Raw genomic sequence first — 23,449 nt, forward strand, 5'->3', positions numbered from 1 at the left:
GCCAAACTCCCTTCAAATGATCATTGCGTAACCGGCGCCTTGAGACTCTGCGCCAGCTCGACCAGTTGCACAAACTCATTGCGCAGGCCAAAGAAGTCATCGCCTCGGGCGGCGCGCGCCAATGCGGCGGTGTCGGCCAGGCTCATGGTGCCAGTGTAGCGTCCGTCATTCTTGAGTTGTTGGGCAAAAGCCGCCACGGCGGCCGAGAAGCGCAAGTCAGCGCTGGGCTGGGTGTTGTTTGGCTGGCTGTCGATTGCGCGCTCGATCAGTTGGCTCTCGCCGCCTTCGGCCGGCTTGTAGCGAACGCGCAACAGCGCCAGTTCTTCCGCTTTGCTGTCAGCGCTTGAGGGCGACCCGTAGCGCAGCGGCTCCAGCCAGCCTTTTTCGCCCTTCGGGACAATTTCATACAATGCAGTGACAGTATGTCCGGCACCGATCTCGCCGGCATCAACCTTGTCGTTGTTAAAATCCTCACGCTTCAAGGCGCGGTTTTCATAACCCAACAGGCGATATTCACTGACCTGGGCCGGGTTGAATTCCACCTGCAACTTCACATCCCGCGCCACCACCGCCAGGGTCGAGCTGAGCTGGTCTACCAAGACCTTGCGTGCTTCACGCAGGTTGTCGATGTAGGCGTAATTACCATTGCCGGCATCGGCCAGTTGCTCCATCAACTGCTCATTGTAGTTACCCACGCCAAAACCCAGGGTGGTCAGGGAAACCCCGCTTTTGCGTTGTTCGACTGCCATTTGCTTGAGGCTGTCGAAGTCGCTGATGCCGACGTTGAAGTCGCCATCGGTGGCCAGCAGGATGCGGTTGATGCCCTTGTCGATAAACCCTTCACGGGCCATCTGATAGGCCAGTTCGATACCCGAAGCGCCGGCCGTCGATCCACCCGCGTTCAATTGATCGATGGCGTTGCGGATCTTCGCCTTGTCGCGGCCGGAGGTCGGCTTGAGCACGACTCGCGACTCGCCGGCGTAGACCACCAGTGAAACCCGGTCTTGATCACGCAACTGATCCACCAGCAGTTTGAGGGTGCTTTTCACCATCGGCAGGCCTTCGCGGCGATCCATGGAGCCGGAAACATCCACCAGGAACACCAGATTGGCCGGCGCCAGATTCGCCACCGCACGGTCGGAAGCCTTGATGCCGATGCGCAGCAGGCGGGTGTGGGGATTCCACGGCGTCGCCGCGACTTCGGTGGTCAGGCCAAAGGGCGAGCCGTCGCTAGGCAACACGTAGTCGTAAGGGAAATAGTTGACCATTTCCTCCAGTCGTACAGCACCTTCGGGCGGCAGGCGACCTTGGTTGAGGAAACGCCGGACATTGGCATAACTGCCGGTGTCGACGTCGACACTGAAGGTCGACACCGGTGTTTCGGCGACGCTGTGGACCGGGTTGTCCGGCAGCTGTTGATACTGCTCGCGAGACTCGGCGCGGTATGGCGCGACCACGCCGTCGTGCATGACCACAGAAGCGGGCATTGGCGCCGCGACGAGCATTCTCTTGAGCCCGCCACTCTGTACCTGAACGGACTCGCTGTGCACGTGCGGCGCAGCGACAGTGTCGCGAGCTTTAGCCTCATCACGGGACGAAGACAACCCACACCCGGCAAGCGCCACCAGCAAGGTAACGGCAAAGCCTTGGGTGGCGGGGCGCAGTAGCAGAAGAGAATGGGACATGGGCTGAACCTCGTGAGTGAATGATGCGTTCACAAGGTCAGACGCAAGCGCGGCGTGATTCGGGTTTTCCGAAGGGAACAGATTTGATCCAGCGCGATCCGTCCCCTTCTGAAAATAAGCCCTTTCAAGGTCTTTGAGGTCACGCAGCAAGCTGAAGAGCTGTTTTGATCTGAAGTGGAGGGGTCTTTTGTGTGTGGCTTGAGATCCCCCTCACCCCAACCCTCTCCCCAGAGGGGCGAGGGGGCTGATCGGGAGATATTGGCGGTTTACATCGACCTGACAGATCGGCTTTGAATCCGTAATCAAAAACGATTTTTCAGGTCGCCCATTTTCTCAGCACACTTCGGTCAACTGCCTCAGGGCGGTCCAACGTTTCGGGAGGGTTAGGGGCGGATCTCAAGCCCGCCCCTTATCGCACTGCCAACCGCATTTTAAACGGCACATGCAGACCGTCATCGCGACAGCTCGGTATCAATTCAATGCGACTGGTTTTTCAAAGGCCTTGAAAGGGTTGCTTCTGAAAATCAGTCCGTACCGTACTTCGGCGAACGCGGCCCGTACAAGATCCCGGTGCGTTGGCCGGCCGACAGCAGGCGCGCACCGGTGATACCGGCAATCGGATGCGCCGCGTCGGTGGAACTGTTGATCACTTGCTTGACCGCCGCCGTGATCAGCATGCCCACCAGGCCGCCACCATTGCTGTTGCCTTCCTCGCTGGAGGCCCGCGCCGAACCGGTCCACAGCGTGGTGCCGGTGCGCAGGTCCACCAGTTTGGCCGAAGCCGTCACTGCGGTGTCACTGGTGATCAGCATGTACTTGGTGCCGTATTCGCTGACGGTGATGTACAGCGCCGAATCAGCCCCGAAAATCTCATGCAGCTTGCCCGGTGGGAGCGCCTGGATGTCGTTCGGGGTGGTCAGGCCGTTCTGGCGGAAGGTTTCGTCGACCAGTGCAATTGGCAACACGTAGTAGCCAGCTTCCGCCAACGGGTAGGTCACCTGCGACATCAGGCTGTAGGACGCCTGCACTTCCGGGGATTCGTTGATCGGTGGCAACACCAGGATCGACTTCGGCCGCGACTGCTTGAACGCCGAGTAATCAACCGTCTTGGGCGCGGCACAACCGCCCAGCAACGCCAGGGCCAGCAAGGCCCCGGTAAGTTTCAACAGTCTCATTTCTTCACCTCGGGGGCCTTGGCGTTCTTCAGCAGGAAGTCCATGTAGGCGGCGGACTCGGGGAACAGCGCCTTCTCGGTGCGGAACTGCTGCACCATCTGATCATCCTTGCCCATGCTCAGGTACAGCATGCCCAGGTGCGCGTGATAACCCGGCGGGGCCTGGCGACCACTGGCGTTGATCTTTTGCAGATCCCGCTCCAGCGCTTCGACCTGGGCTTCCTTGGGCTCACCCTTGAAATATTCATAAACCTGCGGCTGATAGCTTTCCCACTGATACAGCGGCTTGGGTGCCGTCTGGCACCCGGCGACCACTGCCATTGCTGTCAGCATCAGCGCCAACTTCACTGCCTTGCTCATCCGTGTACTGCTCCTTGAAAACAATTAAATCAGTTGCGCGGGTTCCAGGCGCCGGCATTGATGCCGTCGACCAGGCGATTGATCGCTTCGCGCATGGCCAGGTCCAGGACCTTGCCATTGAGGGTGGAGTCGTAGCTGGCGGTGCCGCCGAAGCCGACCACTTCGCGGTTCGACAGTGCGTATTCACCGGCGCCCTGGGTGGAATACACCACTTCCGAAGTACTGATGTTGACGATGTTCAGGTTGACCTTGGCGTAGGCCACCTGGGTCTTACCACGGCCGAGAATGCCGAACAGCTGGCGATCACCGGTTTCTTTACGGCCGAACTCGGTCACATCGCCGGTCACCACGAAATCAGCGCCCTTGAGCTTCTGTGCAGTGCCTTTGATTTTCGCTTCCTGGGAGATTTCGCCCATGTTGTCGCGGTCCAGCACGCTGAAGCGGTTGGTCTGCTGCAAGTGGGTGATCAGGATCGTCTTGGCCTGACCGCCGAGGCGATCCACGCCATCGGAAAAGATCCCACGCATGTAGCTGGAGCGGTTGTCGAACTTGCCCACGGCAATCGGTACGCGCACACCGGAATAGACCACGCCGGCGCTGGCGACTTTCTCGACCTGCAGCGCGCGCGAGCTTTCCGTGGCGGCACAACCGGCCAACGTCAGCAGCGCGGCGCCGGCAAGGCCCGACAGCAGGGTTTTGAACAGTGTTTTCACGGGGTGCTCCTAAGTAAAGAAATCCAGGGTGTTCAGGGGGCAACTAGCGCGACGGGATGTCACGCAGGTCATCAAGGATGTAGCGGCTCAGCCCGCCAGTGAAATGCAGCTCGACACTGGCGTTGCCGGTATTGGTGACGATTCCACCGATGGTTTTCCATTGCTGCGCCTGGCCGGCCCAATTGTTGGGCACCAGCCCCTCGCGAGCCTGGGCAAAGTGCAGCACCTCGGCGCCGGCCTGCTTGACCTTGACCTGATAGCTGAAGTCGATGCTGCTGAGGATCGTGTTGTCGTCGACGATCAGCGTGCTGAGGCCGCCTTTGGAGTCGGCGATATGGCGGGTGTAGACGATATCCACGTCCAGCAAGTAATCGGCGCTCGCCTTGCTGGTCGCATAACGCTTGGCCTTGAGCAGGCGCTCGACCAGATCGACGCCCAATTGCTCACGGACTTTGGCGTCCGGCAGAAAACGCGGGTTCTGCCCCACCACTTCCACGTCGAAGGTATCGACCCAAAAGGTCGCAGTCTTGGGAATGCTGACGGGCGCGGGGGAAATGTAGTAATCGGGCTTGGAGGCACAACCGGCCAGGAAGGAGAGGGCCAGGAGTAAAGCAAAAACACGCATGTCTGATTTCGTCCCTGAAAAGTGTCCGGTGTGTAACGGCTGGCGCATTTTACGGGGTTGAAAGCGGTTCTCAAGTTGTTTTATCCACCGCCGCTCCAGTTTGCCTGAGCTTCAACCATTCAACAGCGGCCACTGTAGGAGCGAGCTCGCTCGCGAAGAACCTGAGCACGACAGGTTCTGCCTGGGTGCACGCGTAATCGTTGACGATTTTCGCGAGCAAGCTCGCTCCTACAGGGGGCTTCATTGGCTACGGCGCAGTGGCGCCTTGCGTCGATTCAGGCGTGGGACTTTTAGTCCGGCGGTCGCCCAACAGGGCGATCGGGTTTGGCGATCCGTTGACCGTATACGAAAGCTATCTGCTTGTTGCAGGGGCTTTTGTACCCGCATCGCTGCTTTATGGCAGCTGTGCGTGGGAGTTCTTCGGGTCTGCCGGAACTCGGTCCCGGTTCGCCAACCTGCGTACAGCTGTCACCCATTCGTTTGGCGACGATAGATGACAGCCTCAATTGAATTGACCGAGGTTTCATCCATGAATCGATACATGCCTCTTACCGGCCACGACTGCACAATCCCCGCACTGTTAATCGATACTCAATCCCCTCTCGACGTCCTGCACGCTGCCGCCGCACACCGCATTCGAGCGGTAACCCAACTGCTCGAACAGTTCACCGACGGAATGATGACCCGTGAAGTTGGTCAGCGTATGTCTCGGTGTGGCGCGCTCGTAATTAACGGTTCGAATCAAGCAATCGGTATCGCCCAAAGTGCGGCGAAGCAAGTCTGTGAACGATGCTGAGTTGGTAGTTGAAAGTTGCCTAGCTATGGCTACCGTCGTGTCTGGGGATTACTGCGTCGCGCACGTGAAACCCAGTCGCTACCGACGATCAACGTGAAGCGGGTTTACGGGGTCATGCGCGATCACAACTTGCTGCTGGAGCGCCGGATCAAACAGCCCGGCGCACTGGCGAAGCGACAACGGCTCAGCCTATACCGCTGAACAGGCGCGCCTGTTTGCTCGACAGATCGGTTTGCAGCCGGTGGCCACCCCGGTACGCAGCCCGTAGAGCAATGGCATGGCCGAGAGTTTCGTGAAGACGATAAGCGTGACTACGCGGCGCACATGCCCAAGTCGGATCGAGAAACGGCGTTGCGGAACCTGGCAATTGCCTTCGAACACTACAACGAGCAGCATCCGCATAGCGCCTTGAACTATCGCTCACCGAGGGAATCCAGGCACTTGGCAGTTGCATCAGTTTAACCGGGAGTTGGTGTCCGGTTTTGTAGGGGCAAGTCCAGGGTATTAGCCTCGTACACCTATAAACATGTCTAACGTCATTGGCAGTTGTTCATTTATGGCTGAGGAAATTTTCCGGACTTGCTCATCGGTCAAAAGCAGCTCGCCATCGCATTCGGCAGCTAAATTTTCCCAGCCTAGAATATCCATTACTGCTTTTTCAAACTCAGGTTGCACGTCCAGTTCAAATTTGATTGAGCTATCTTCGCTGTCATCTGCAAGAAATCCTGTGATTTCTAAGAACATGTGTTTCTCCCTTTACCTTGGTGTTGTTCGGCCTGGCTTTGGTGGCTTGGTCATCTCGCCAGTGTCGGGATCGAACTCACCTAAGTGTTTACCCTGTTTGTCATATATTTCCACGGCTCCATGCTGGCTATCCCACTCATAAATTTTGCCTTTTTTGTCTTTCCAGCGGCTCCGTTTTTTACCGCCCCCTTGAACGCTAGATTTAGGGTTATCTCGTACTGCATCGGGGAAAGCTGCTAATCCTTTTGGTGCTGGATGATAGCTATGGTCACCACCAAGCGGTTTTGCATACACCACATACAGCGACTTTAGGCCTGTATCTACCGGAAAGACCAGAATACAGTCGTCGGTTGTAATGTCATCGCCGGGAAAGCCTTCAAGCTGGCTGTCGGTGTTCTCCGGGATCGGGTGTACGAGGATGGTGCCCAGTTGCTTACCGCTTTCGTCGGGGTAAGTCAGTGGAGGCATTCCTGAAGAGCTGTGTGGCGGCGTCCAGAGGATGGTGATCCCATTTAGTTCGGCCTCCATCGCAGTCTTGGTTGCGTTCCACTTCACCTGCACGATGCGTACTGAGTCATCACCTGACGCGCCGGTGTGAATACCGTAAATCTGTAGTACGCCTTCGGCATCACGTCGGAACTGAAAGCGCACCCGTGTAGTGGCCTTGCTCATGCTGCGCAGTTGTTCGTCGGTATGGAGTGTGCCGTCGCCCATTTTGGCGGGGAGCATGCCCATTATAAAAACGCTAACCGGTCCCCCCGCGCCACGTATTGCCCAGGTCATACGCTGTTGCATGATGCCGCCGCCAGCAATACGGGCTAGCCCGGCATCAGCACCGATGGCCATTGCAATTGCATCTGACGCAGAAGGCAAAAGCATGGAGGCAACGACCATGATGTTGCCGAAGTTGGAGGCGGGCTCGGTGGCCGTCCCTGCATCTGTGCTGCACCAGTTTTCAGAGACGCAGGACTTGGCGAAGACCAGGTCGGCACGTTCCTTGGGGGATGGCCATTCATCTTTTGGGACGTACACCGGTTCTGGCACAGAGGGCTTTGCCCACGCTGCCCATGAGGCGCCACCGTTTGGGCGTTTCTGATGCCAGAGCGAGTCTAAAAAAGGGTCGTCCTTATCGTCCTTCGTCATGCGAAGTCCTGTATGAGTCCATATCAAACCGAGAAGGTTGCCGTCCAATAGCGTCTCGGGTCAATTTGACGTGGTAACTGGGGATTTCAGCGCGGCAGTGTACTTCAGGGTAGTTAGGGAAAAGGGGACAGGGGACCAGTGACGGAAAGGGGACGACGGAAAGGGGACAGATTGACGGAAAGGGGACAGATTTATTTTTCAGAAATGTCCCGTCCTGAATAAGGTTTACACCTTCTGATCTATTTTCAGGAGGGCGTAATGGAAGCAGGAAAAAGACGTAGTCAGCGAGACTACACGCTGACCTTTAAATTGTCGGTCGTCGACCAGGTCGAAAAAGGCGAGCTGAGTTATAAAGAGGCTCAGGAGCGCTACGGGATTCAAGGTAAAACGACCGTTCTGACGTGGTTACGCAAGCATGGTCGGCAAGATTGGAGCCCAGGCACATACATTGGCTCGCCGAGGATGGGGTCTATGCCCGACAAAAACCGACCATTAACGCCAGAGCAACGCATCAAAGAGCTTGAAGAGCAGTTGGCGCTGTCCAATCAGAAAGCGCAGTTTTTCGAGGCGATCGTAGACGTCTTAAAAAATGACTACGGTCTCTCTGTCGTAAAAAAGCGTCCCGGCAAGTCCTCGCGCAAAAACGAATCCAAAACCTGAGCGTCAGCAGGGCTTGCCAGTTCATGGGGATAAGCCGACAGGCTTACTACAAGCGCAATCGAGCCGATGCTGCTCGTCTGATTCTGGATCAGAAAGTTGCCGCTTTCGTTCAGCAAAAGCGCCTGCGGCAGCCGCGGTTGGGCACTAGAAAACTGCATTACCTGCTGCAATGTCAGCCGCTGCTTGAGCTGCAAGTGGGGCGAGATCGCCTGTTTTCGATTCTGCGGGAACGGCGTTTATTGGTAGCCCGCAAACGTGCGTATCACAAGACAACCGACAGCCATCATCGCTTTCGACGTCATCCGAACCTGCTCAAACCTGGGCCTGATCAGGTTGTTCCCAGCGGCCCGGAACAGGTCTGGGTGGCTGACATCACCTATCTGCCCACTCAGGAAGGCGTGGCCTATCTGAGCCTTGTGACGGATGCTTTTTCGCGAAAAATGGTGGGCTATCACGTCCATGAAAGCCTGCACACCGAGTCGGTCGCACAGGCGCTGCGCCGGGCGGTGAAACACCGTCAAACCGTGCGGCCACTGGTTCATCACTCGGACAGAGGCAGCCAGGGCGGATTCAACCGGTCGTCGCAACACTGGATTGTTGTACAGACTTTAGATACTCATTCAGTGCTTCGGCAGGTGTTTTCCAGCCGAGTGTTTTTCGAGGTCTAGTGTTAAGTACGTGAGCTACCGCCTGTATTTCTTGGGCACTCCAACGAGAGAGGTCAGTGCCTTTCGGGAAGTATTGCCGTAGAAGGCCGTTCGTATTTTCGTTTGTGCCGCGCTGCCATGGACTATGTGGATCAGCAAAGAAAACCTTTACTCCGGACTCGATGGTAAATCGAGCGTGATCCGACAGCTCCTTTCCACGATCCCAGGTCAAAGATCGCCACAGCTCGATGGGAAGATCAGTCACCGACTTCTTCAATGCGTTGGCCATACTAACAGCCCCATAGCCAGCCAGCGCCGGGCCGTTCTTCGTGCGGGGAATTAGCCCATAACCTTTCTCGCGAGGCAGATGGACGAGCATGGTAAATCGAGTTGAGCGCTCGATCAGAGTTCCAATCGCAGAACGGTTCAGACCGATGATCAGGTCGCCCTCCCAATGCCCGGGTACAGCCCGATCTTCTACCTCAGCAGGGCGACTGGAGATCATGACGTCCTCGCTGACGTGTGCCCACACTTTGGCCTGCGCTCTGGCTCTCGGCACGCGCAGTGCTCGTCCTGAGCGCAGGCAGCTCACCAGTTCGCGCTTGAGAGCTCCTCGACCCTGAATGTAGAGCGCCTGATATATGGCTTCATGAGAGATGCGCATGGATTCATCATCCGGAAAATCGATCTGGAGCCGGTTGGCAATCTGCTCAGGCGACCAGCCATTGACCCATTTACGGTCACTGCGATGCGGTTTATTTCGGCCTTTGAAGGGCGCTTGCCGAGGCCCAGGAATCTCACGGCCATCGGCGTCTTGAACCTTGCCCTCAAGGCGGTCGCGTACGTACTGGTGCAGTCGCGGGTTAGTGACCAGTTTCGCTGGTTTCGGCCTCTTGGCCACCAGTTCTGCCTTCCATTGCGCTACTGACGCTCGATATTCAAGCCGACCGCAACGGGTAGCAGCATTTCGTGTCAGCTCCCGTGAAATTGTCGATGGGCTTCGTCCAAGGCGACGGGCAATCTCACGAACGCCAACACTTTGCGCTCGAAGCAGCCCGATCTCTTCTCGCTCTGCAAACGATAAGTATCGTCCTGATATGTGATTCGACATGAATAATGGCATCCCGCCTCGATGACGGAACCAGCGTGTACCTACCGCTGTTGATACGCCAACGGCATGTGCTGCTTTTTCGCTTGTGATGCCTGTTGCAATCTGCACCCAAAATAGCCGCTCGATCTCATTACGAAGTGAGGGTGCACCTGGAGAACGCATCGCTCCCCGGCCCGTCAATTTTTGCATCCATCCTGCGGGTCGTCCCATAAACACCTCGATCAAGGTGTTGCGACGACCGGTTGAATCCGCCCAGTATTGCTCGGGAATGTACCAGGAACTGCACGCGAAACACGGCATCAGGTGTTCGATGACGGACGGCTATGACTGCTACCAAAATGCCTTGGCAGAGCGGGTCAATGGAATATTGAAGACAGAGCTTTTGCTCCAGCGACCACAGGATTTAACGCAGGCGAAGAAGATGGTGAGTGAGTCGGTATCGATCTACAACCGCGAACGACCGCACCTGTCTTTGAAATACAAAACGCCCGATGCGATGCATCGGGCGTTGGGGTGAAACAGGTGTAAACCTATTTCAGGACTAGACAAAACCCGCGCTACCATTCCTGAAGACAGATCAGAAGGTGTAAACCTTATTCAGGACGGGACACAAACCTGGTCAGACGCCTACTCTTCTCACTTATTTCTTGACTCATTCTGATTCATCAGGCTAGTTAATGCCGCCCCATACAGACATTAATAAGGAAATTATGAAGCCTCTTTACCTGTGTTCCGTTCTGCTGCTTGCAGGCTGCGCTCCAGCGCCGAAATACCTTGTGCCTGCGGGAGCGCCTCACGCGATTATCCGCAGCGAATTGGTGTCGATGGAGAATTATCGAAACGGTGTGTCTCTGGTCGAGGCGCCTGCCATCGGCTGCAAATACGGCAGAACCGTGGCGACTGAGCCGGGGGTGGGGAGACAGCTGGTTTCCGTTTATAAGAATGTATCGACGCCGGAAGGGTTTTTTCCGATTGAAGCCGGCAAGCCGCTGCACTTGGTGATGCGCGGCGCGGCCAATGCCAATCGCTCGTGCAGCGTAGCGTTTGTCAGCGAATTTGCGCCGGGCGCACGTTACGTGATCAAAGGAGGGATTGTCGACGTCCCGGGCTCGCTGAGCCGTTGTTACATTGACATATTCAATGTCGATTCGGGTGCGCGCGTCCCCATGGCCGATGAGCCGAAAATGGACCGCAATTGTGCGTTAGACCGGCTACCGACGCTTTAGTGGAAAATTGCACCCTACCTGACCACCCTTTTGCGTTGCATATGACCACCCATTTGCATTCGACCTGACCAGCTGTTTGCATGGGACTTGACCAGATACTTTGAATGGATTCCTCAGATGGAAAAGGGGACAGATTTATTTTCATCTATCACTCCTCGGCCTACCCTGCCCTCGATGCTCGATTCGGATGCCTGCGATACGCTCGACCTCATCAATGAATCGAGTAGTTCCAGTAAGTTGTCCGCGCTGTAGCGCCAAGCGTATTGTTTTCAACTCTTCGTTTGAAACAGCCTGACTTATAAATTTTTTGTAACTCTCCTGACGGTTTTCCGCAGTGTCACCTAGCATCTCAAAGCACGCATCAAGATCCAACCAATCGCTTTCAGGAGAAACGCCCACGCGAGCGTTATAACTTGACCATAGATAGTCGGCTGCACTCGTCACCATACAGGCACGGACAGGATTCAGCTCGATATATCGACAGCACGCCAGAAGATACTTTTCAGACTGTACGATGCTCGACTTGTAGCGACTTTCCCATAACGTACCTGTTCGCCCTTCTAACCGGTTCCGATAGCGCGTAGCCCGCGCTGCAAGCGCCTTCATTAACTGTCCCAACCCAGCGGCCGACTCACTTGGCGCGACTAGCAAATGAACATGATTGGTCATTAAACAATAAGCGTATACCTTTACGCCCCATACCTCCTTCAATTCCCGGAGATCTTTTATATAGCGCAGATAATCTTCCGCTGCTGCAAATACAACCTGACGATTATGGCCACGTTGCACAATATGGTGGGGATAGTTTGGCAGAACAACACGACCCATCCGGGGCATAAGTAATCTCCTTCCTTAAGAGCTTACAGCCTAGCAGATGGGTGAAAAATAAATCCGTCCCCTTTTTTTCTTCTTTTTTTGTAGTGTTGGTTCTAGAGTGCAGTCAGGGTGCAGGGCCGGTGTCGATGCCTGACCAATATAGGTATTTTGAAGAGACTACATATTTCGAATATCAGATAAAAATTCATGAAACTCTTTTTCTGTCATCTCAAACTCTGGTCCTTCGGCCATTGCCATTAGTGACAACAACGCAAAATTTAACTTTTCCGTGAGTGAAAAACTTGGATCTTGATAAATATCAAGTGCCTTTTTTGATATTTTAAAAATATCAAACTCATCCGCAACTATTCTTCCAAGCCTATCAGCCACTACGTCTTCAATGCTCATTGCTGCCCCCAACTCTTTAATTCTGCTCCGGTCCGGAAAAGGGGACAGATTTATTTTTCCGAAACCCAGGCTACCATTCCTGAAGAGAGATCAGAAGGTGTAAACCTTATTCAGGACGGGACAAGGGTGAAAAATAAATCTGTCCCCTTTTTCGCCTTTTTCACTTTTTCACTTTTTCACTGCTTTTTCACTTTTTCATTTCGGGAGGACCTCAGCAGTGATGCAATCATCCTTCACGACTTCGCGCACCTGTTAGCTATTCCGCTGCGCGATGGCTGCGATTTGATGGACGTGATTGGACGAAGATTGAGTTCGCAGATTTCATAAATAAAGTGGGCGGTTTATTGCCGCCCAATCTGGTTGGGCTTAAAGCCCCCAGATACGAAAAATAAAAGCTAAACTATTAAAGATCGAAGTCTCACAACCCACAAACTAATCATCTAACCTAAAATTTCACTTAGGAAAATCGTGGCCCGCCCCCTGCTTTTGCATTTTTCAAGTCGCTGGAGCCGCATTGATATCAAATTCATCTTGATCATTAATTTCAGCATCCGCCCTTAGCACTTCAAAATCACAAACCCCTTTATTAAAACGGACATTTATCTCATATAAACCATCTGAAGACGGGCTGACAAACTCGACCCGAAGAATATACTCTCCTTCAGGTATCTCTAGAGGAATCGCATCCGATATGCTACCAACTTCAATATTTTTGTCTTTAATTATGAATGGCACTCTAAATGCCCGCACTACTTCAGTGCCCAGCGCGGGTTCTTCCTCATTGAGAAAAATATTAACCTTATGATCTCCCTGATCAACTATTGCTCTAAAAGAAACGCTTCCTACCCGCCAGGAGAATCCTTGCGTGTAACTCCTATCACTCCAATCGTTATACGGCTGATCGAGCGAACTCATAAACACGCAAAACTGTGAATATGACAAATATACACTTTCTTCAATTTTAGCCATCAGTCCACTACCTTAATTCTGACTTTCTCTCCATCTGATAATCCTCTACATGCATTCCCTATGCATGCACCAGCGCCCATATTATCTTTCGGGCTTATCGGCCTAACACTCGCTCCAGTTCCACCTTCCTTAAACATTGCTGGCGGGTACTCGTCCAACTGCTTTCCAGGGACTTTAGGAAGGCCGCCAATAGATTCCTTTCTGTTCCCTTTGGCCCCTGACCTTTCGATTGTTAATATATCGGGGTGACCGGCTTTTTGTGCATCCGATATATGGTCAGCCGCTTCTCCGTATTTTTCTCGAGATAGTAGTATTTCTTTTTCACTCGGAGGAAGCTTTCCTTTCCCTGCGCCTGGCTTAATAGCCACAACACCAACACCGGCCTTAACACCCTCAGCGGCCAGTGTTTCCAAAGCACCGCCGTCTGCAGCTTTTATCTCCGCTGCAATTATATTAGTCGCAGATAAATTACTGTCAATATAGCTGCCAACCGCAAGCGCCGCTCCGCCTTTACCCTGCGCCCTTAACTGGCTAACCAAGTCAGCCAATTTCTGGTCATCGTTAACAAGTTCTGCAGAAATAGACTTACAAATGTCTGGTGTCTTAGCACAAACCTCACCCAACTGTTCATTTCGTTCCTGATCAAGTTGAGCGTATCGATTCCGAACCTCTCTCTTTTCTTCTTCTGTGTTCTTACTATCAACCTCCTGAAGCATTTCCTTCACTTCACGATGAAGCAAGTAGTTGTACTGCGTAGCATTCTTCGCAACCCAGCTACCCTTCTCCATCTTGGCAGCATCGGCATCCTTCTGCCCTGCCGCCGCCAGCACACCAACGATCTGCGAACTCATCGTCAGCAGCTCATCGTTACCCTTGACCAACGTATCCAGATGAGTAACCAGCGCTTCGTTCGCCCCCGCCGCCAACGCACCCGTTTTAAAATCACCACCGGTTGCTTCAGCCAACAAACCACCGACCATCGCGTGAATCGCAATTTTCGGAGCCGTACCATCCCTGATCACACCCTTCGTGAAATCACCCACCAAGTTAAAACTGGCCGCGGCTAACGTATTGAACAGTGCGTTTTTCAACGCATCCCCGGCACTGCCACCCTGTCCAAGCGCTTTACTCAGCAACGTGGTGGTGCCGTTCTGTAACGTCTGGTTGGCTGCAAACTGACCAACACCACTCCAGGTACTCAGCGATCCCGGGACAGTAACTTTGCTGATCGACGTGGTGGTTTCGGTCCCGGTCCACTTGTCGAAATAACCCGCTGTCAGGCCCGCGGCGATCCCGGAAATCGCATACCCCTTCATCGCATCGGATGACGTCACGTCCTTGACGACCGCACCGAGATTGCCTCGATTGTTGACCGTGCTGACAGTGGCATTAGTCGACGCATTTGCGGCTACAGCGCCCACCATGGCGCCACCCACACCGCCACCTGCCGCCGCCGCCGCCATCGGCCCAACCACCGCCGCCATCACAATCGCAATAATGATCTGCGAAGCCGGCCCCAACCCCGAGTTGCTGTACTTGAAGCTGTCGTGGATTTCCTTGACCTGCCTCCAGTCAACATCGCCCCGAGCTTCAGCATCCTTGATCCAGGCCAGTTGCGGGTCCGCCTTGACCATCGCGTCGATGGATTGGCTGACGGTCTGTTGATTGACCTGCTTGACGTCGATTTTCAGGCCTTCCACGGCCTTGATCGCGATGCTGCCTTCGGCAATCATCTGCGTTTGGCGTAAGGTTTCGTCGGTGTTTCCCTTACCCTTGGACGAGACCCAGAAGGCGTTGTCATTGCTCTTCTCATGACTCTCCTGCCGCAGATCCTTAACCGCCTCAAACGTCACCGCCCTACCACTGACAATCGCAATATCCCCGCCACTGTCGAGCTTCGCCGCTTGATACAACTGGTCCCCGCCGCTCTCCAGCGTCAGGTTGCCTCCGGTCTTGATTTCACTGCCGATGTTTTTCACATCGGTGACTTCATCACGCTGGGTTTTCTTGCTGCCCCAACCGCCTTTTTTCGTCATGTCGTACAGCGTGTAATCGCTGTTCTGTGCCGCCAGCAGGTTCAGTTCGTTGTCGGCATGTACATAGGCTTCGTTGCCCGCGCTGATTTTGCTCGCGACCAGGGTCAGGTCGGTGCCGGCGATGGCGATCAGGTCGCCGCCGGCTTTGAGTTCAGCGCTGTGTTGGGTGACGTTGTCCAGTTGGGTGGTGGTTTTGGTGTCGCCTTTTTTGCCTTTGGAATACTCGTGCTGTTCGTTGGCGGCAGCGGCCAGGGTCATGCTTTCACCGGCCTTGGCGCTGAGGTTTTTCTCGGCGCTGACAGTGCTGCCGATGACGGCCATGTCGCGTCGGGCATCGAGGGCCAGGTTGCCGCCGACTTCCACGCTGGAGGCGTGTTGCAGGATGGTTTGCTCGGTGCCTTTGATACGTCGGCGTTGGTAGGCGTAGTCGTCCTGTTCGGTTTGGCTGGCGATGATCACGTCGCGCCCGGCGGCGGCACTTGCATCGCCACCGGCCTTGAGGGTGCTGCCGATGCTGAGCAGGTCACGTCCGGCGCTGAGCTTGAGGGTGTCGGTGGCCTCGAAGCGTGACCCTTCGCTGACCACGTCGTTGCGCAGTTGATAGCCCTCGCCTTCCTGCTTGAAGGTGGTGGCGGTGCGTTCGTTGATGATGTCGCCAGTCATCGCGGTGGCGCTGATGTCGCGACCGGTGATCACGCCGCCACGGGTGTTGCGGATCGAGTCGGTGGCGAGCATCTCCAGGCGGTTGCCGGCTTGCATCAGGCCGCTGTTGTCGATGTTGCCGGCGACCATGTTCAGGTTGTTGGCCGCGCGCAAGGTGCCGCTGTTGTGCAGGTCGCCACCGGTGATCAGGCTGACGTCCTGGCCCTGGATCAACGCGCCGTTGGGCGCCAGGCGGTTGTCGGCCTGGGCCAGGTAGAGCACGGGGGACAGGACTTTTTGGCCGTTGACCTGGACTTCTTCCATCCAGACGATGTCGTGGGTCAGCGCCGCCACTTGTTCAGCGGTCAGGGCCACGCCTAGTTGCAGGTTGAGCGAGTCCTTGTAGGAGATGGCGTTGTCCATCAGGTAGCGGAACAGCGCGTCGTCGCTGGCGATGCCGTCGATGTAGCGTTGGCCGGTGCGGGCTACCACGGCTTCGCGGATCAAGCGTTGCTCGTAAAGGCCGTCACCCAGGCGCCGATTGGATTCGTCCGGGGTCAGGCCGAGCTTGTCGAGCAGGTAGTCGGAGCTCATGAACTGCTTGAGGTCGGTGAGTGCCGGGTTGGTCTCGATCAAGTATTTGTGGCTGTTGTCTACCGGGGCGATTTCCGGCAGACCTTGCACGCGGTTGACCGACGGTGCGCGGCTGTCCAGGACCAGCGGCCCTTGGCCGTTGACCGCAGCGCTGAGGGGCTGGCCATCGACATTAAAACCGCGCTCTTGCACGGCGGCGTAGTCGAGGGTCTTTTCCCGGTCTTTCGCGGCAATCTGATGGCCGCCGACACTGAAGTCCGCATTGGCCGTCGAAGCGCTGGTGGCACCGTCAGCCTTGGCTTGCTGACCGCTCAGGCGGAACAAACCGTTCTCGCCAGTGGGCAAGCTGAATCCAGGCAAAGTCACCGGGTTGACCTGGCGCTGGGCCAGGTCGGGTGGCAGTTGCGCGGTGATCGCCGGTTTTACCGTGGAGGCGAATACCTCGGAGTTGGTGTTGCGGTTGGCCGCCGGGGTGTTGATATCGGTGGCGTTCGGGCGGACAACACTGTTGTTGATTTCCTGTGTCGCGTTGATCGTGACAGAGCCCGCCGCCTGGATCACGGCTTGGGCGAGGACGCTGCCCGACGTCGGCACTACATAGGTGCTGGTTTCGTAGAAGTTACCGATACCGTCCATGACCTTGGCCATGGTCATCTCACCCGGGCGGTAGTCTCCCGACGTCGGACTGTTGTAAACGTTGAACTGGTTCTGGCGATTGATAAAGGTGCTGTAATAGCTGCGATCACGGGTATAGAACCCTGAATTCAGATGACGTTCTTCACCGCCGGCTGCGCCCCGATTGTTCAGCACATCGGTGTTGATCAGGATGTTCTTGGCCGCCGACACAGAGCTGTAGAGGTTATCGAAGGTCTGGCTGCCCACCGTCAGGTCACCGCCGGCGTTGATAAAGGCTGACGCCGAACTGCCGGTGATCACATCTTCATATTTCTCGACCGAGGTAAAGTAGAGCTCGCAGCCTTTGCCCTTGCAGTAGTCGTTCCAATAGATATTGAGGTTGCCCGATACCAGCTTCTTCTCGGTGCTGAATTGGTCTCGACGATTGCTCAGCGTATCCGCCAGCAAACGCATATTGCCGGCACTTTCCAGGCTACCTGAGACGTTTTCAATCAGGCTGCTGCGCCCGTCGGCATCGTCACGGGCAATGTCCAGGCCACCGAGGCTGTAGACGTCGCCGTAGCGGTTGCTGAAGTCATTGACCCGCAACGTCATGTCGTTGCCGCTGAAGAGCAAGCCTTTGTCGTTGAGCAGGTGGGTGGTGTTCAGCCGGACTTTTTCAGCGCTACCCAGGGTGCCGTAGTTGTTCAACGTGGTGGCGTTGACTGTCAGGTCGCCGATGGAGGTCAGCCGCCCGCGGTTGTTCAGGACGGTGCTGTTGATCTGAGTAAGCCCGCCGCCAGCGATACGCGCGTTGTCACCCAGGTCCATTTGGGCGCTGGTGAGGGTCATGTCGCCCAGGCTGCTGACCCGGCCATTGCCGCTGTAGCCACCGGTCAGTGTCAGCTTGAGGTTGCCGTCACTGGCCAGCAGGCCTTCGTTGGTCCAGGTGTCGCCGCTGCCGGTCAGGCTTTGCGCGCCCAGCAACTGACCGCTGGCGGTCTGGGTGAACTGGCCGATGTCGAGGTTCAAGTGCCCGGCCTGGATCACACTGCTGTTGGTCCAGCTCGCCGCCTTGATATCCAGTTGGCCGTTGGTGACGAAGCTGCCGCCAGCACGGGTGACTTGGTCCGAGGTCAGGTCGAACGTGCCGGTGCCGGTATGGACGATGCGCCCACCGTTGTTGTCCAGGCCACCGGCTTGCAGGTTGAGGTGTTCGTTGGCACTTTCCAGCGCGCCGAGGCGGTTATCGAATAGGCCCGAAACATCAATATTGGTGTTGCCGGTGCGGCCCATGGCCCGCAGATTGCCGCTGACGTTGTTGATGGCTTGCGCTGCAATGCGCAGGGTTTCGTCGCTTTCGATCAGGCCATAGCCGTTGCTCAAGGTGCCGGTCAGGCCGAAGTCGATGTTGCGTGCGCCGACCTTGCCGCCGTTATCGACCGCCGTGCCCTGGTTATCGAAATCCCGGGCGGTGACGTTGAGCAGCGTGTCGGCATACAGGCCGCCACCCTGGTTGTTCAAGCTGCTGGTAACGATACGGTTTTCACCGCCCAGTGCAGACAGGTGCCCGAGTTGGTTGAGCAGCCCGCCCTTGGCTTCGATATCCAGCGATTGCGCCTGGGTGATGCCGCCACTGTTGTCAAACAGCCCAGTGACCAGTTTGATCCAGCCCTGGCTGCTGTTGAGCACACCGCCAGCGCTGTTGGCGACATTCGCCGTTTGCAGATCGAGATTGCCACTGAGGCTATCGACCCGGCCACCCTGGTTGTTCAGTTCACCTGTCAGGCGCAACAGGTTGTCGGCCTGGCTTTGCAGCGTACCCTGCTGGTTATTCAGGGTTCGCGCTGCGATATCGAGCTTGCCCTTTTGACTGAAAATCAAACCATCTTGCTGGTTGTCGAGGTCACCTTTGAGCAGTTTGATGACTAGGTCTTGCTGGCTGGCCAGCGTGCCTTTGTCGCGGTCATCCAGATCGCCGCTGGCGAGGGTCAGGTCGAGCCGGTCCTGGCTGACCAGTTGGCCGCCACGGTTATCCAGGCTGGCCGCGTTCAGCAGCAAGGCGGCGCCACTGGCCAGGCGAGCCTTGTTGGCGTTGATCAATGCGCCGCTGAGGGTGCCTTGCAGCGTGCCCTGAGTGATCAGTTGCCCGGCGCTGTTGTCCAGGCTCTGGCCGATCAGCGCGATGTTGGCGGCGTTGATCCGGCCGCCACGGTTGAGGATCGTGCTCTGGGCGTGCTTGAAGTCCAATACCTGGCCGGCGGAAATCAGACCGTTGTTGCTGTTGTCCAGAACACCCGCGACGATCAGGTTCACGTCGCCTTGACCGGAAACGATCCCCTTGTCGTTGTTCAGGCTCGCCGCCTGCACGGTTTGCGCGCCCTGGCTGACCAGCGCCCCGGCCGCATGGTTGTCCAACGCGCCGGTCAATGTGGCTTTCAGGGTGCCGCTCTTGCTCGACAGCGTACCCTGGGCGCTGTTGTCCAGGGTGCTGCCAACCACCGTCAGGCCGTTCCAGCCCGAGATCAACCCTTTGTCGGCGTTGACCATCGTGTCGGCTTCGAGACGCAGTTGATCGGCGCTGAGGATGACCCCGCGATCACCGTTATCAATACGTTTGGCTTTTACGGTGAACGCCGTCTGGCTGGAGATTTCCCCTTGTTCGCGGTTGTTCAGGTTGGCCAGCCGGGCAAAGGTCAATGGCCCTTTGGCGCTGATCAAGCCCGCGCTGTTGTCAAGGTTGCCGCCTTGCAGGTCAAGGTTTACGGCGCGCTCGCCGATCAAGCGGCCCTGACGCTGGATCAACCGTTGGACGACGAGCTTCAAGTCACCCTTGGCCGATATCTCGCCATTCAGGCTGGAATCCACACGCTTGCCCGATAACGTGAGAGCGCCTTGGCTGTTGATCAGGCCCGCGCCGTTGTCGAGGTTGGCGGTGGTCAGGTGCAAGATTTGCTGACTGCCGATCACGCCACTTTGGTTATTCACGTCACCCGCAGTGACCGTCAGGCTGCCATCGCTGACCAGTTGCCCGCCCTGGCTGTTATCCACAGCGCCAGTGACAAGCGTTTGCACGGTGCCCGCCGAGAGGCGGCCTTTGTCGCTGTTGTTCAGTGAGCCCGAGTTGATCGTGAGCACGGTGGCTGCGCTGATCAGACCCTGGTTTCGGTTGTCCAGAGCGTCGCTGACCTTGAGGTTCAAGGCACCACGGCTGGCGAGTGCGCCACCGGCCTGGTTATCCAGGCTGCCTGCGTCTACCCGAAGCAGGCTCTTGGCCGACAAGATACCTTCGACACTGTTATCCAACGCTTTGGCAACACGCACTTGAAGGCTGTCGCCGCTGATGACTTTGCCGCCACGGTTGTTCAGCGCATCTGTCGTCAACTCGAGTGACTGGGCGCTGGAAATTTCACCGTTCTGGCTGTTATCGACCGCGCCCAGGTTGCTCAACAGCAACTGGCCCGGTGTCGCGATCAAGCCGTGGTTACGGTTGATCAGCTGGCCGTTATTCAAGTCCAGTTCGATGCCGGTATTACTCACCAACTCGCCACGGTCCTGCTGGTCCAGCCCGGTCAAGTTGGCCTTGATCGTGGACTTGGCAAAGATCGAACCTTGCTGGCTGTTATTCAACTGCCCGGCGCTGAGCTTGATCCCGGCATCGCTGCTGATGCTGCCACGCTGGCTGTTATTCAGGCTCGCGCTGCGCACGTCGACGTTTTGCTTGGCACTGATCACGCCGCCCTGGCTGTTGTTCAGATCGGCGCTCACCAGCGTGGCGGTACCATCGGCCAGCAGCTTGCCCGCCTGGTTGTTCAGCAATCCCTTGGTCGTCACCGACAGCGCGTTGGCCGCCGACAGAATGCCACCCTGGCTGTTGTCCAGCGTGCCAGCCTTGACGGTTAATCCGCCCTCACTGAGCAAGGTGCCCTGGCCTTGGTTGAGCAGATCCCCGGTCAGGTTGAGCGTCAGGTTTTTCTGGCTGGTGATACGCCCGCCCACGCGGTTATCCAGTTGGCCACCGCTCAGTACCAGGCTCTCGCGCCCCGCCAGCAGGCCTTTGCTTTGATTGATCAAGCGCTGCACGGTCAGGTTCAGGCCGCTGTCACCAATCACCTTGCCGGTGCTGTTATTCAACTGATCGGCCACCAGCACCACCGTGGCCTGGCTGGAGATTTCGCCTTTCTGGTTGAGGATGTTCTGGCTGCGAACCTCCACGCCGTTAGTGGCCGCAACGAGACCGCCGTTGCGGTTATCCAGCGTGGTACCCGTGAGGGTCAACGCACCTTCACTGACCAACTCACCCGCTTGTTGATTAAGTACACCAACAGTCGCCGTCAGATCGCCTTTGGTACTGATGCGCCCGCTGCCATTTTCGAGTTGCTTGGCGTTGAGCGTCAGCCGTGCATCGCTGTTCAGACTGCCGCCGTTGCTGTTGTTCAGACTGACCAGCTCGACGCGGGTGTCCGCCTTGCTGCTGACGACACCTTTCTGGCTGTTATCAACGCTGCCACCGGTCAAGGTCAGCGCGCCGTCAGCGATCACCAGACCGCCTTGGTTAAGCAGGTTATCGCCGTGCAGCGCCAGCGTCGTTTTACTGGAGACCAGCCCGCCCTGGCTGTTATTGAACTGCCCAAAGGCAACCTGCTGGGCGCCCTGGCTGACCAGGTTGCCTTCATTGCGGTTGTCAAAGAGCCCGGCGATAGAGGCGTTCAAGCTGCCTTGGCTGACGACGGAACCTTGATCGCTGTTATCCAGGCTGGCGGCTTTCACCGTCAGCAAGCGGGTCGCGGAAAAAATCCCCAAGCGGTTATCGATCGCATTGCTGGCGCTCACACTGAGCGCGTCACCCAGCAACTTGCCAGTACGGTTGTCCAGGTTAGTCGCGGTAAGCGTGGCCTGGCTGGCGGAGATCTCGCCCGCACGGTTGCTCACCTGCCCAGCCGTTACGCGCGCATTTTCCTGGCTGGCAACGAGGCCGTTGTCGTTGTTCAGTTTGCCGGCGTTGAGCGTCAGGTTCTTGAGCCCGATCACTCGACCGTTTTGGTTATCCAGGGCAGCCGTAACCGCGACGTCAGCGGTGTTGTCACTGTGCAGCAGACCTGTAGCACGGTTGTCCAGGCCGGTGGCATTGACCTTGAGCGAGTTGGTACCGAGAACGCGGCCACCGCGATTATCCAGCTGGCCGGCGTTGGCCACGACTTTTGCGCCGCTCAACGTGCCGCCCTGGTTATCCAGGTTTTTTGCGGCGGCCACCGTCAGGGAACGACTCGCAACCACACTTTTAGTGTTCGTAAGGTTCGCCGCTGACAGGCTGACATCACCGTTCAGATTGCGGCTTTCATCCGCATTGACGCCGGCCTCGATGATGCCGCTGTTGACCAGTTGCCCCTTGCTGGAGAGAGTAATGCTGTCACGTGCGGCGAGGCTTTTCTGGTTACTCAGGCCCGTGGAGGCTTGCATATCGATACGGGTTCCAGCGTAGACCGCCCCCCTGGCATCAAGCTGGTCAGCCTTGACGACGATCGCTTCGCTGGCCTTGGCGTTGACCATACTCAACCGCCCATTCGCATCCAGCTGAATATCCCCACCACTCGCTGCCAGCGTGCCATCCAGCTTCACGCCCACGCCGGCTTCGGTGCCCACCAGCTTGATCGCGCCGGCGTACATGCCGCCCAGTGCCGAGGAGTCGATCGCCAGTTCCGGCTTGACGCTGCCGTCGTCAGCACGCGCGGTGGTTTTCAGGCTTTGTGCATTGACGTCGTTGCGCCCGGCGATCACGGTCAAATTGCGCGCATTGATCTGCGCGTTGATCTTGGCCGAGCGGGTGATGATTTCGAAGCGGTCGACGTTGCTGGCGTTGAGGCCCTGGCCATCGATGGTGACTGCGCCGCCATCGACCTGGTAACGGTCCAGGCGGCCGTTATCGAGGATGGGTTTGCCGGTGGTCAGGGTGACGTTGGGGGTGTTGATGAAGCCGCAGCCGTTGCAGGTCACGCCATACGGGTTGGCAACGATGACCTTGGCCGACTGGCCCGCGACTTCGGTGTAGCCACGCAGTTGGCTGGGGCTGCCGCCGTTGATTTCGTTGAGGATGATATTGGCGGCGCCGCCTTTGAGGTTGGGGTTGCCGAGGATGATCCCGCCCAGTTGCGTCGATTGGGTGCGGCCGGTGGCGTTGTTGAGGATCACCCCGTTGGCGCCGACGTTGTAGTCCTTGAATTTGTTGTGGGACAAGCCGCTGCCATTCGGCGTGGCGATGTTCACCACCGGCACGCCATTGCCCGCCTGCCCGAGCGTTGTACCCGGACCGCTGACCACGATGCCTTCGGCCTGAACCAGCAACGGCTGCCAGAACATGGCGTTCGCCAGAATCAGCGCGACCCCGCGTTTGGGCAGGCCCCAGAACGCATCACGGTTTTTCAGGGTGGCAGAAGGCTGGCGAACCAGGAAGGCAAATTGGCGAACGTCCATTTTCAAACTCTCGA

At 56.8% G+C, this 23,449-nt stretch carries 14 protein-coding genes and 3 pseudogenes; 5 read left to right on the top strand and 12 right to left on the bottom strand.

Features of this window, described 5'->3' with window-relative positions; genetic code table 11:
- Positions 1–20: 20 nt before the first annotated feature.
- From BLU75_RS21870 to BLU75_RS21890, 5 genes are all read right to left on the bottom strand, one after another.
- Positions 21–1,685 (bottom strand): vWA domain-containing protein, encoded by a 1,665-nt coding sequence (locus tag BLU75_RS21870; protein WP_084381420.1) that lies wholly within the window; start codon positions 1,683–1,685, stop codon positions 21–23.
- Positions 1,686–2,209: 524 nt separating this feature from the next.
- Positions 2,210–2,860, bottom strand: a complete 651-nt coding sequence (locus BLU75_RS21875; RefSeq protein ID WP_084381421.1) for a DUF799 domain-containing protein — start codon at positions 2,858–2,860, stop codon at positions 2,210–2,212.
- Complete coding sequence (locus BLU75_RS21880) at positions 2,857–3,219, bottom strand: DUF4810 domain-containing protein (protein ID WP_084381422.1); 363 nt, start codon at positions 3,217–3,219, stop codon at positions 2,857–2,859. The genes BLU75_RS21875 and BLU75_RS21880 overlap by 4 nt, the downstream gene beginning before the upstream one ends.
- A gap of 29 nt (positions 3,220–3,248) precedes the next feature.
- Positions 3,249–3,932 (bottom strand): CsgG/HfaB family protein, encoded by a 684-nt coding sequence (locus BLU75_RS21885; protein ID WP_084381423.1) that lies wholly within the window; start codon positions 3,930–3,932, stop codon positions 3,249–3,251.
- Positions 3,933–3,975: 43 nt separating this feature from the next.
- On the bottom strand, positions 3,976–4,557 hold the full coding sequence (locus BLU75_RS21890; protein WP_084381424.1) for a hypothetical protein: 582 nt from the start codon (positions 4,555–4,557) through the stop codon (positions 3,976–3,978).
- A 529-nt stretch (positions 4,558–5,086) separates the two neighbouring features.
- On the opposite strand from BLU75_RS21890, the gene BLU75_RS28405 reads away from it, so the two are divergent.
- The gene (locus BLU75_RS28405) at positions 5,087–5,353 is read left to right on the top strand and encodes a hypothetical protein (protein ID WP_130909387.1); all 267 of its coding nucleotides are present in this window, start codon (positions 5,087–5,089) and stop codon (positions 5,351–5,353) included.
- Between the two features lie 15 nt (positions 5,354–5,368).
- Positions 5,369–5,815, top strand: a pseudogene (locus BLU75_RS28005) (integrase core domain-containing protein); the annotation flags it as partial.
- A gap of 42 nt (positions 5,816–5,857) precedes the next feature.
- Here BLU75_RS28005 and BLU75_RS21905 read toward each other — a convergent pair.
- Both BLU75_RS21905 and BLU75_RS21910 read right to left on the bottom strand, forming a co-directional pair.
- A complete protein-coding gene (locus tag BLU75_RS21905; RefSeq protein ID WP_084381426.1) occupies positions 5,858–6,097 on the bottom strand; it encodes a pyocin S6 family toxin immunity protein in 240 nt (79 codons plus the stop codon).
- A gap of 12 nt (positions 6,098–6,109) precedes the next feature.
- A complete protein-coding gene (locus BLU75_RS21910) occupies positions 6,110–7,240 on the bottom strand; it encodes an S-type pyocin domain-containing protein (protein ID WP_084381427.1) in 1,131 nt (376 codons plus the stop codon).
- Positions 7,241–7,498: 258 nt separating this feature from the next.
- Between BLU75_RS21910 and BLU75_RS21915 the strand changes: the two are divergent.
- Positions 7,499–8,463 (top strand): annotated as a pseudogene (locus BLU75_RS21915) (IS3 family transposase); the annotation flags it as partial.
- A gap of 7 nt (positions 8,464–8,470) precedes the next feature.
- Here BLU75_RS21915 and BLU75_RS21920 read toward each other — a convergent pair.
- On the bottom strand, positions 8,471–9,847 hold the full coding sequence (locus BLU75_RS21920) for an IS30 family transposase (protein WP_084381428.1): 1,377 nt from the start codon (positions 9,845–9,847) through the stop codon (positions 8,471–8,473).
- Between the two features lie 64 nt (positions 9,848–9,911).
- Here BLU75_RS21920 and BLU75_RS21925 point away from each other — a divergent pair.
- Both BLU75_RS21925 and BLU75_RS21930 read left to right on the top strand, forming a co-directional pair.
- Positions 9,912–10,175, top strand: a pseudogene (locus BLU75_RS21925) (integrase core domain-containing protein); the annotation flags it as partial.
- Between the two features lie 193 nt (positions 10,176–10,368).
- Entirely contained in the window at positions 10,369–10,884 is a 516-nt protein-coding gene (locus BLU75_RS21930; RefSeq protein WP_165447493.1) for a hypothetical protein, read from the top strand.
- Positions 10,885–11,025: 141 nt separating this feature from the next.
- Here the strand turns inward: BLU75_RS21930 and BLU75_RS21935 are convergent, their stop codons facing one another.
- The 4 genes from BLU75_RS21935 to BLU75_RS21955 form a co-directional block, all read right to left on the bottom strand.
- The gene (locus BLU75_RS21935; RefSeq protein WP_084381430.1) at positions 11,026–11,721 is read right to left on the bottom strand and encodes a transposase; all 696 of its coding nucleotides are present in this window, start codon (positions 11,719–11,721) and stop codon (positions 11,026–11,028) included.
- 156 nt (positions 11,722–11,877) lie between these two features.
- Entirely contained in the window at positions 11,878–12,108 is a 231-nt protein-coding gene (locus BLU75_RS21940; RefSeq protein WP_084381431.1) for a hypothetical protein, read from the bottom strand.
- 495 nt (positions 12,109–12,603) lie between these two features.
- Positions 12,604–13,077: a competence protein ComJ gene (gene comJ / locus BLU75_RS21950; RefSeq protein WP_084381432.1), complete on the bottom strand. Its 474-nt coding sequence runs from the start codon at positions 13,075–13,077 to the stop codon at positions 12,604–12,606.
- The gene (locus BLU75_RS21955; protein ID WP_090221562.1) at positions 13,077–23,435 is read right to left on the bottom strand and encodes a two-partner secretion domain-containing protein; all 10,359 of its coding nucleotides are present in this window, start codon (positions 23,433–23,435) and stop codon (positions 13,077–13,079) included. The genes comJ and BLU75_RS21955 overlap by 1 nt, the downstream gene beginning before the upstream one ends.
- Positions 23,436–23,449: the final 14 nt, after the last annotated feature.

Source organism: Pseudomonas mucidolens (genome assembly GCF_900106045.1).
GTDB lineage: Bacteria > Pseudomonadota > Gammaproteobacteria > Pseudomonadales > Pseudomonadaceae > Aquipseudomonas > Aquipseudomonas mucidolens.

Coding starts and splice junctions, on each gene's coding strand:
- BLU75_RS21870 (WP_084381420.1), bottom strand. CDS start 1,685: ATGTCCCATTCTCTTCTGCTACTGCGCCCCGCCACCCAAGGCTTTGCC.
- BLU75_RS21875 (WP_084381421.1), bottom strand. CDS start 2,860: ATGAGACTGTTGAAACTTACCGGGGCCTTGCTGGCCCTGGCGTTGCTG.
- BLU75_RS21880 (WP_084381422.1), bottom strand. CDS start 3,219: ATGAGCAAGGCAGTGAAGTTGGCGCTGATGCTGACAGCAATGGCAGTG.
- BLU75_RS21890 (WP_084381424.1), bottom strand. CDS start 4,557: ATGCGTGTTTTTGCTTTACTCCTGGCCCTCTCCTTCCTGGCCGGTTGT.
- BLU75_RS28405 (WP_130909387.1), top strand. CDS start 5,087: ATGAATCGATACATGCCTCTTACCGGCCACGACTGCACAATCCCCGCA.
- BLU75_RS21905 (WP_084381426.1), bottom strand. CDS start 6,097: ATGTTCTTAGAAATCACAGGATTTCTTGCAGATGACAGCGAAGATAGC.
- BLU75_RS21910 (WP_084381427.1), bottom strand. CDS start 7,240: ATGACGAAGGACGATAAGGACGACCCTTTTTTAGACTCGCTCTGGCAT.
- BLU75_RS21920 (WP_084381428.1), bottom strand. CDS start 9,847: ATGCAAAAATTGACGGGCCGGGGAGCGATGCGTTCTCCAGGTGCACCC.
- BLU75_RS21930 (WP_165447493.1), top strand. CDS start 10,369: ATGAAGCCTCTTTACCTGTGTTCCGTTCTGCTGCTTGCAGGCTGCGCT.
- BLU75_RS21935 (WP_084381430.1), bottom strand. CDS start 11,721: ATGCCCCGGATGGGTCGTGTTGTTCTGCCAAACTATCCCCACCATATT.
- BLU75_RS21940 (WP_084381431.1), bottom strand. CDS start 12,108: ATGAGCATTGAAGACGTAGTGGCTGATAGGCTTGGAAGAATAGTTGCG.
- comJ (WP_084381432.1), bottom strand. CDS start 13,077: ATGGCTAAAATTGAAGAAAGTGTATATTTGTCATATTCACAGTTTTGC.
- BLU75_RS21955 (WP_090221562.1), bottom strand. CDS start 23,435: ATGGACGTTCGCCAATTTGCCTTCCTGGTTCGCCAGCCTTCTGCCACC.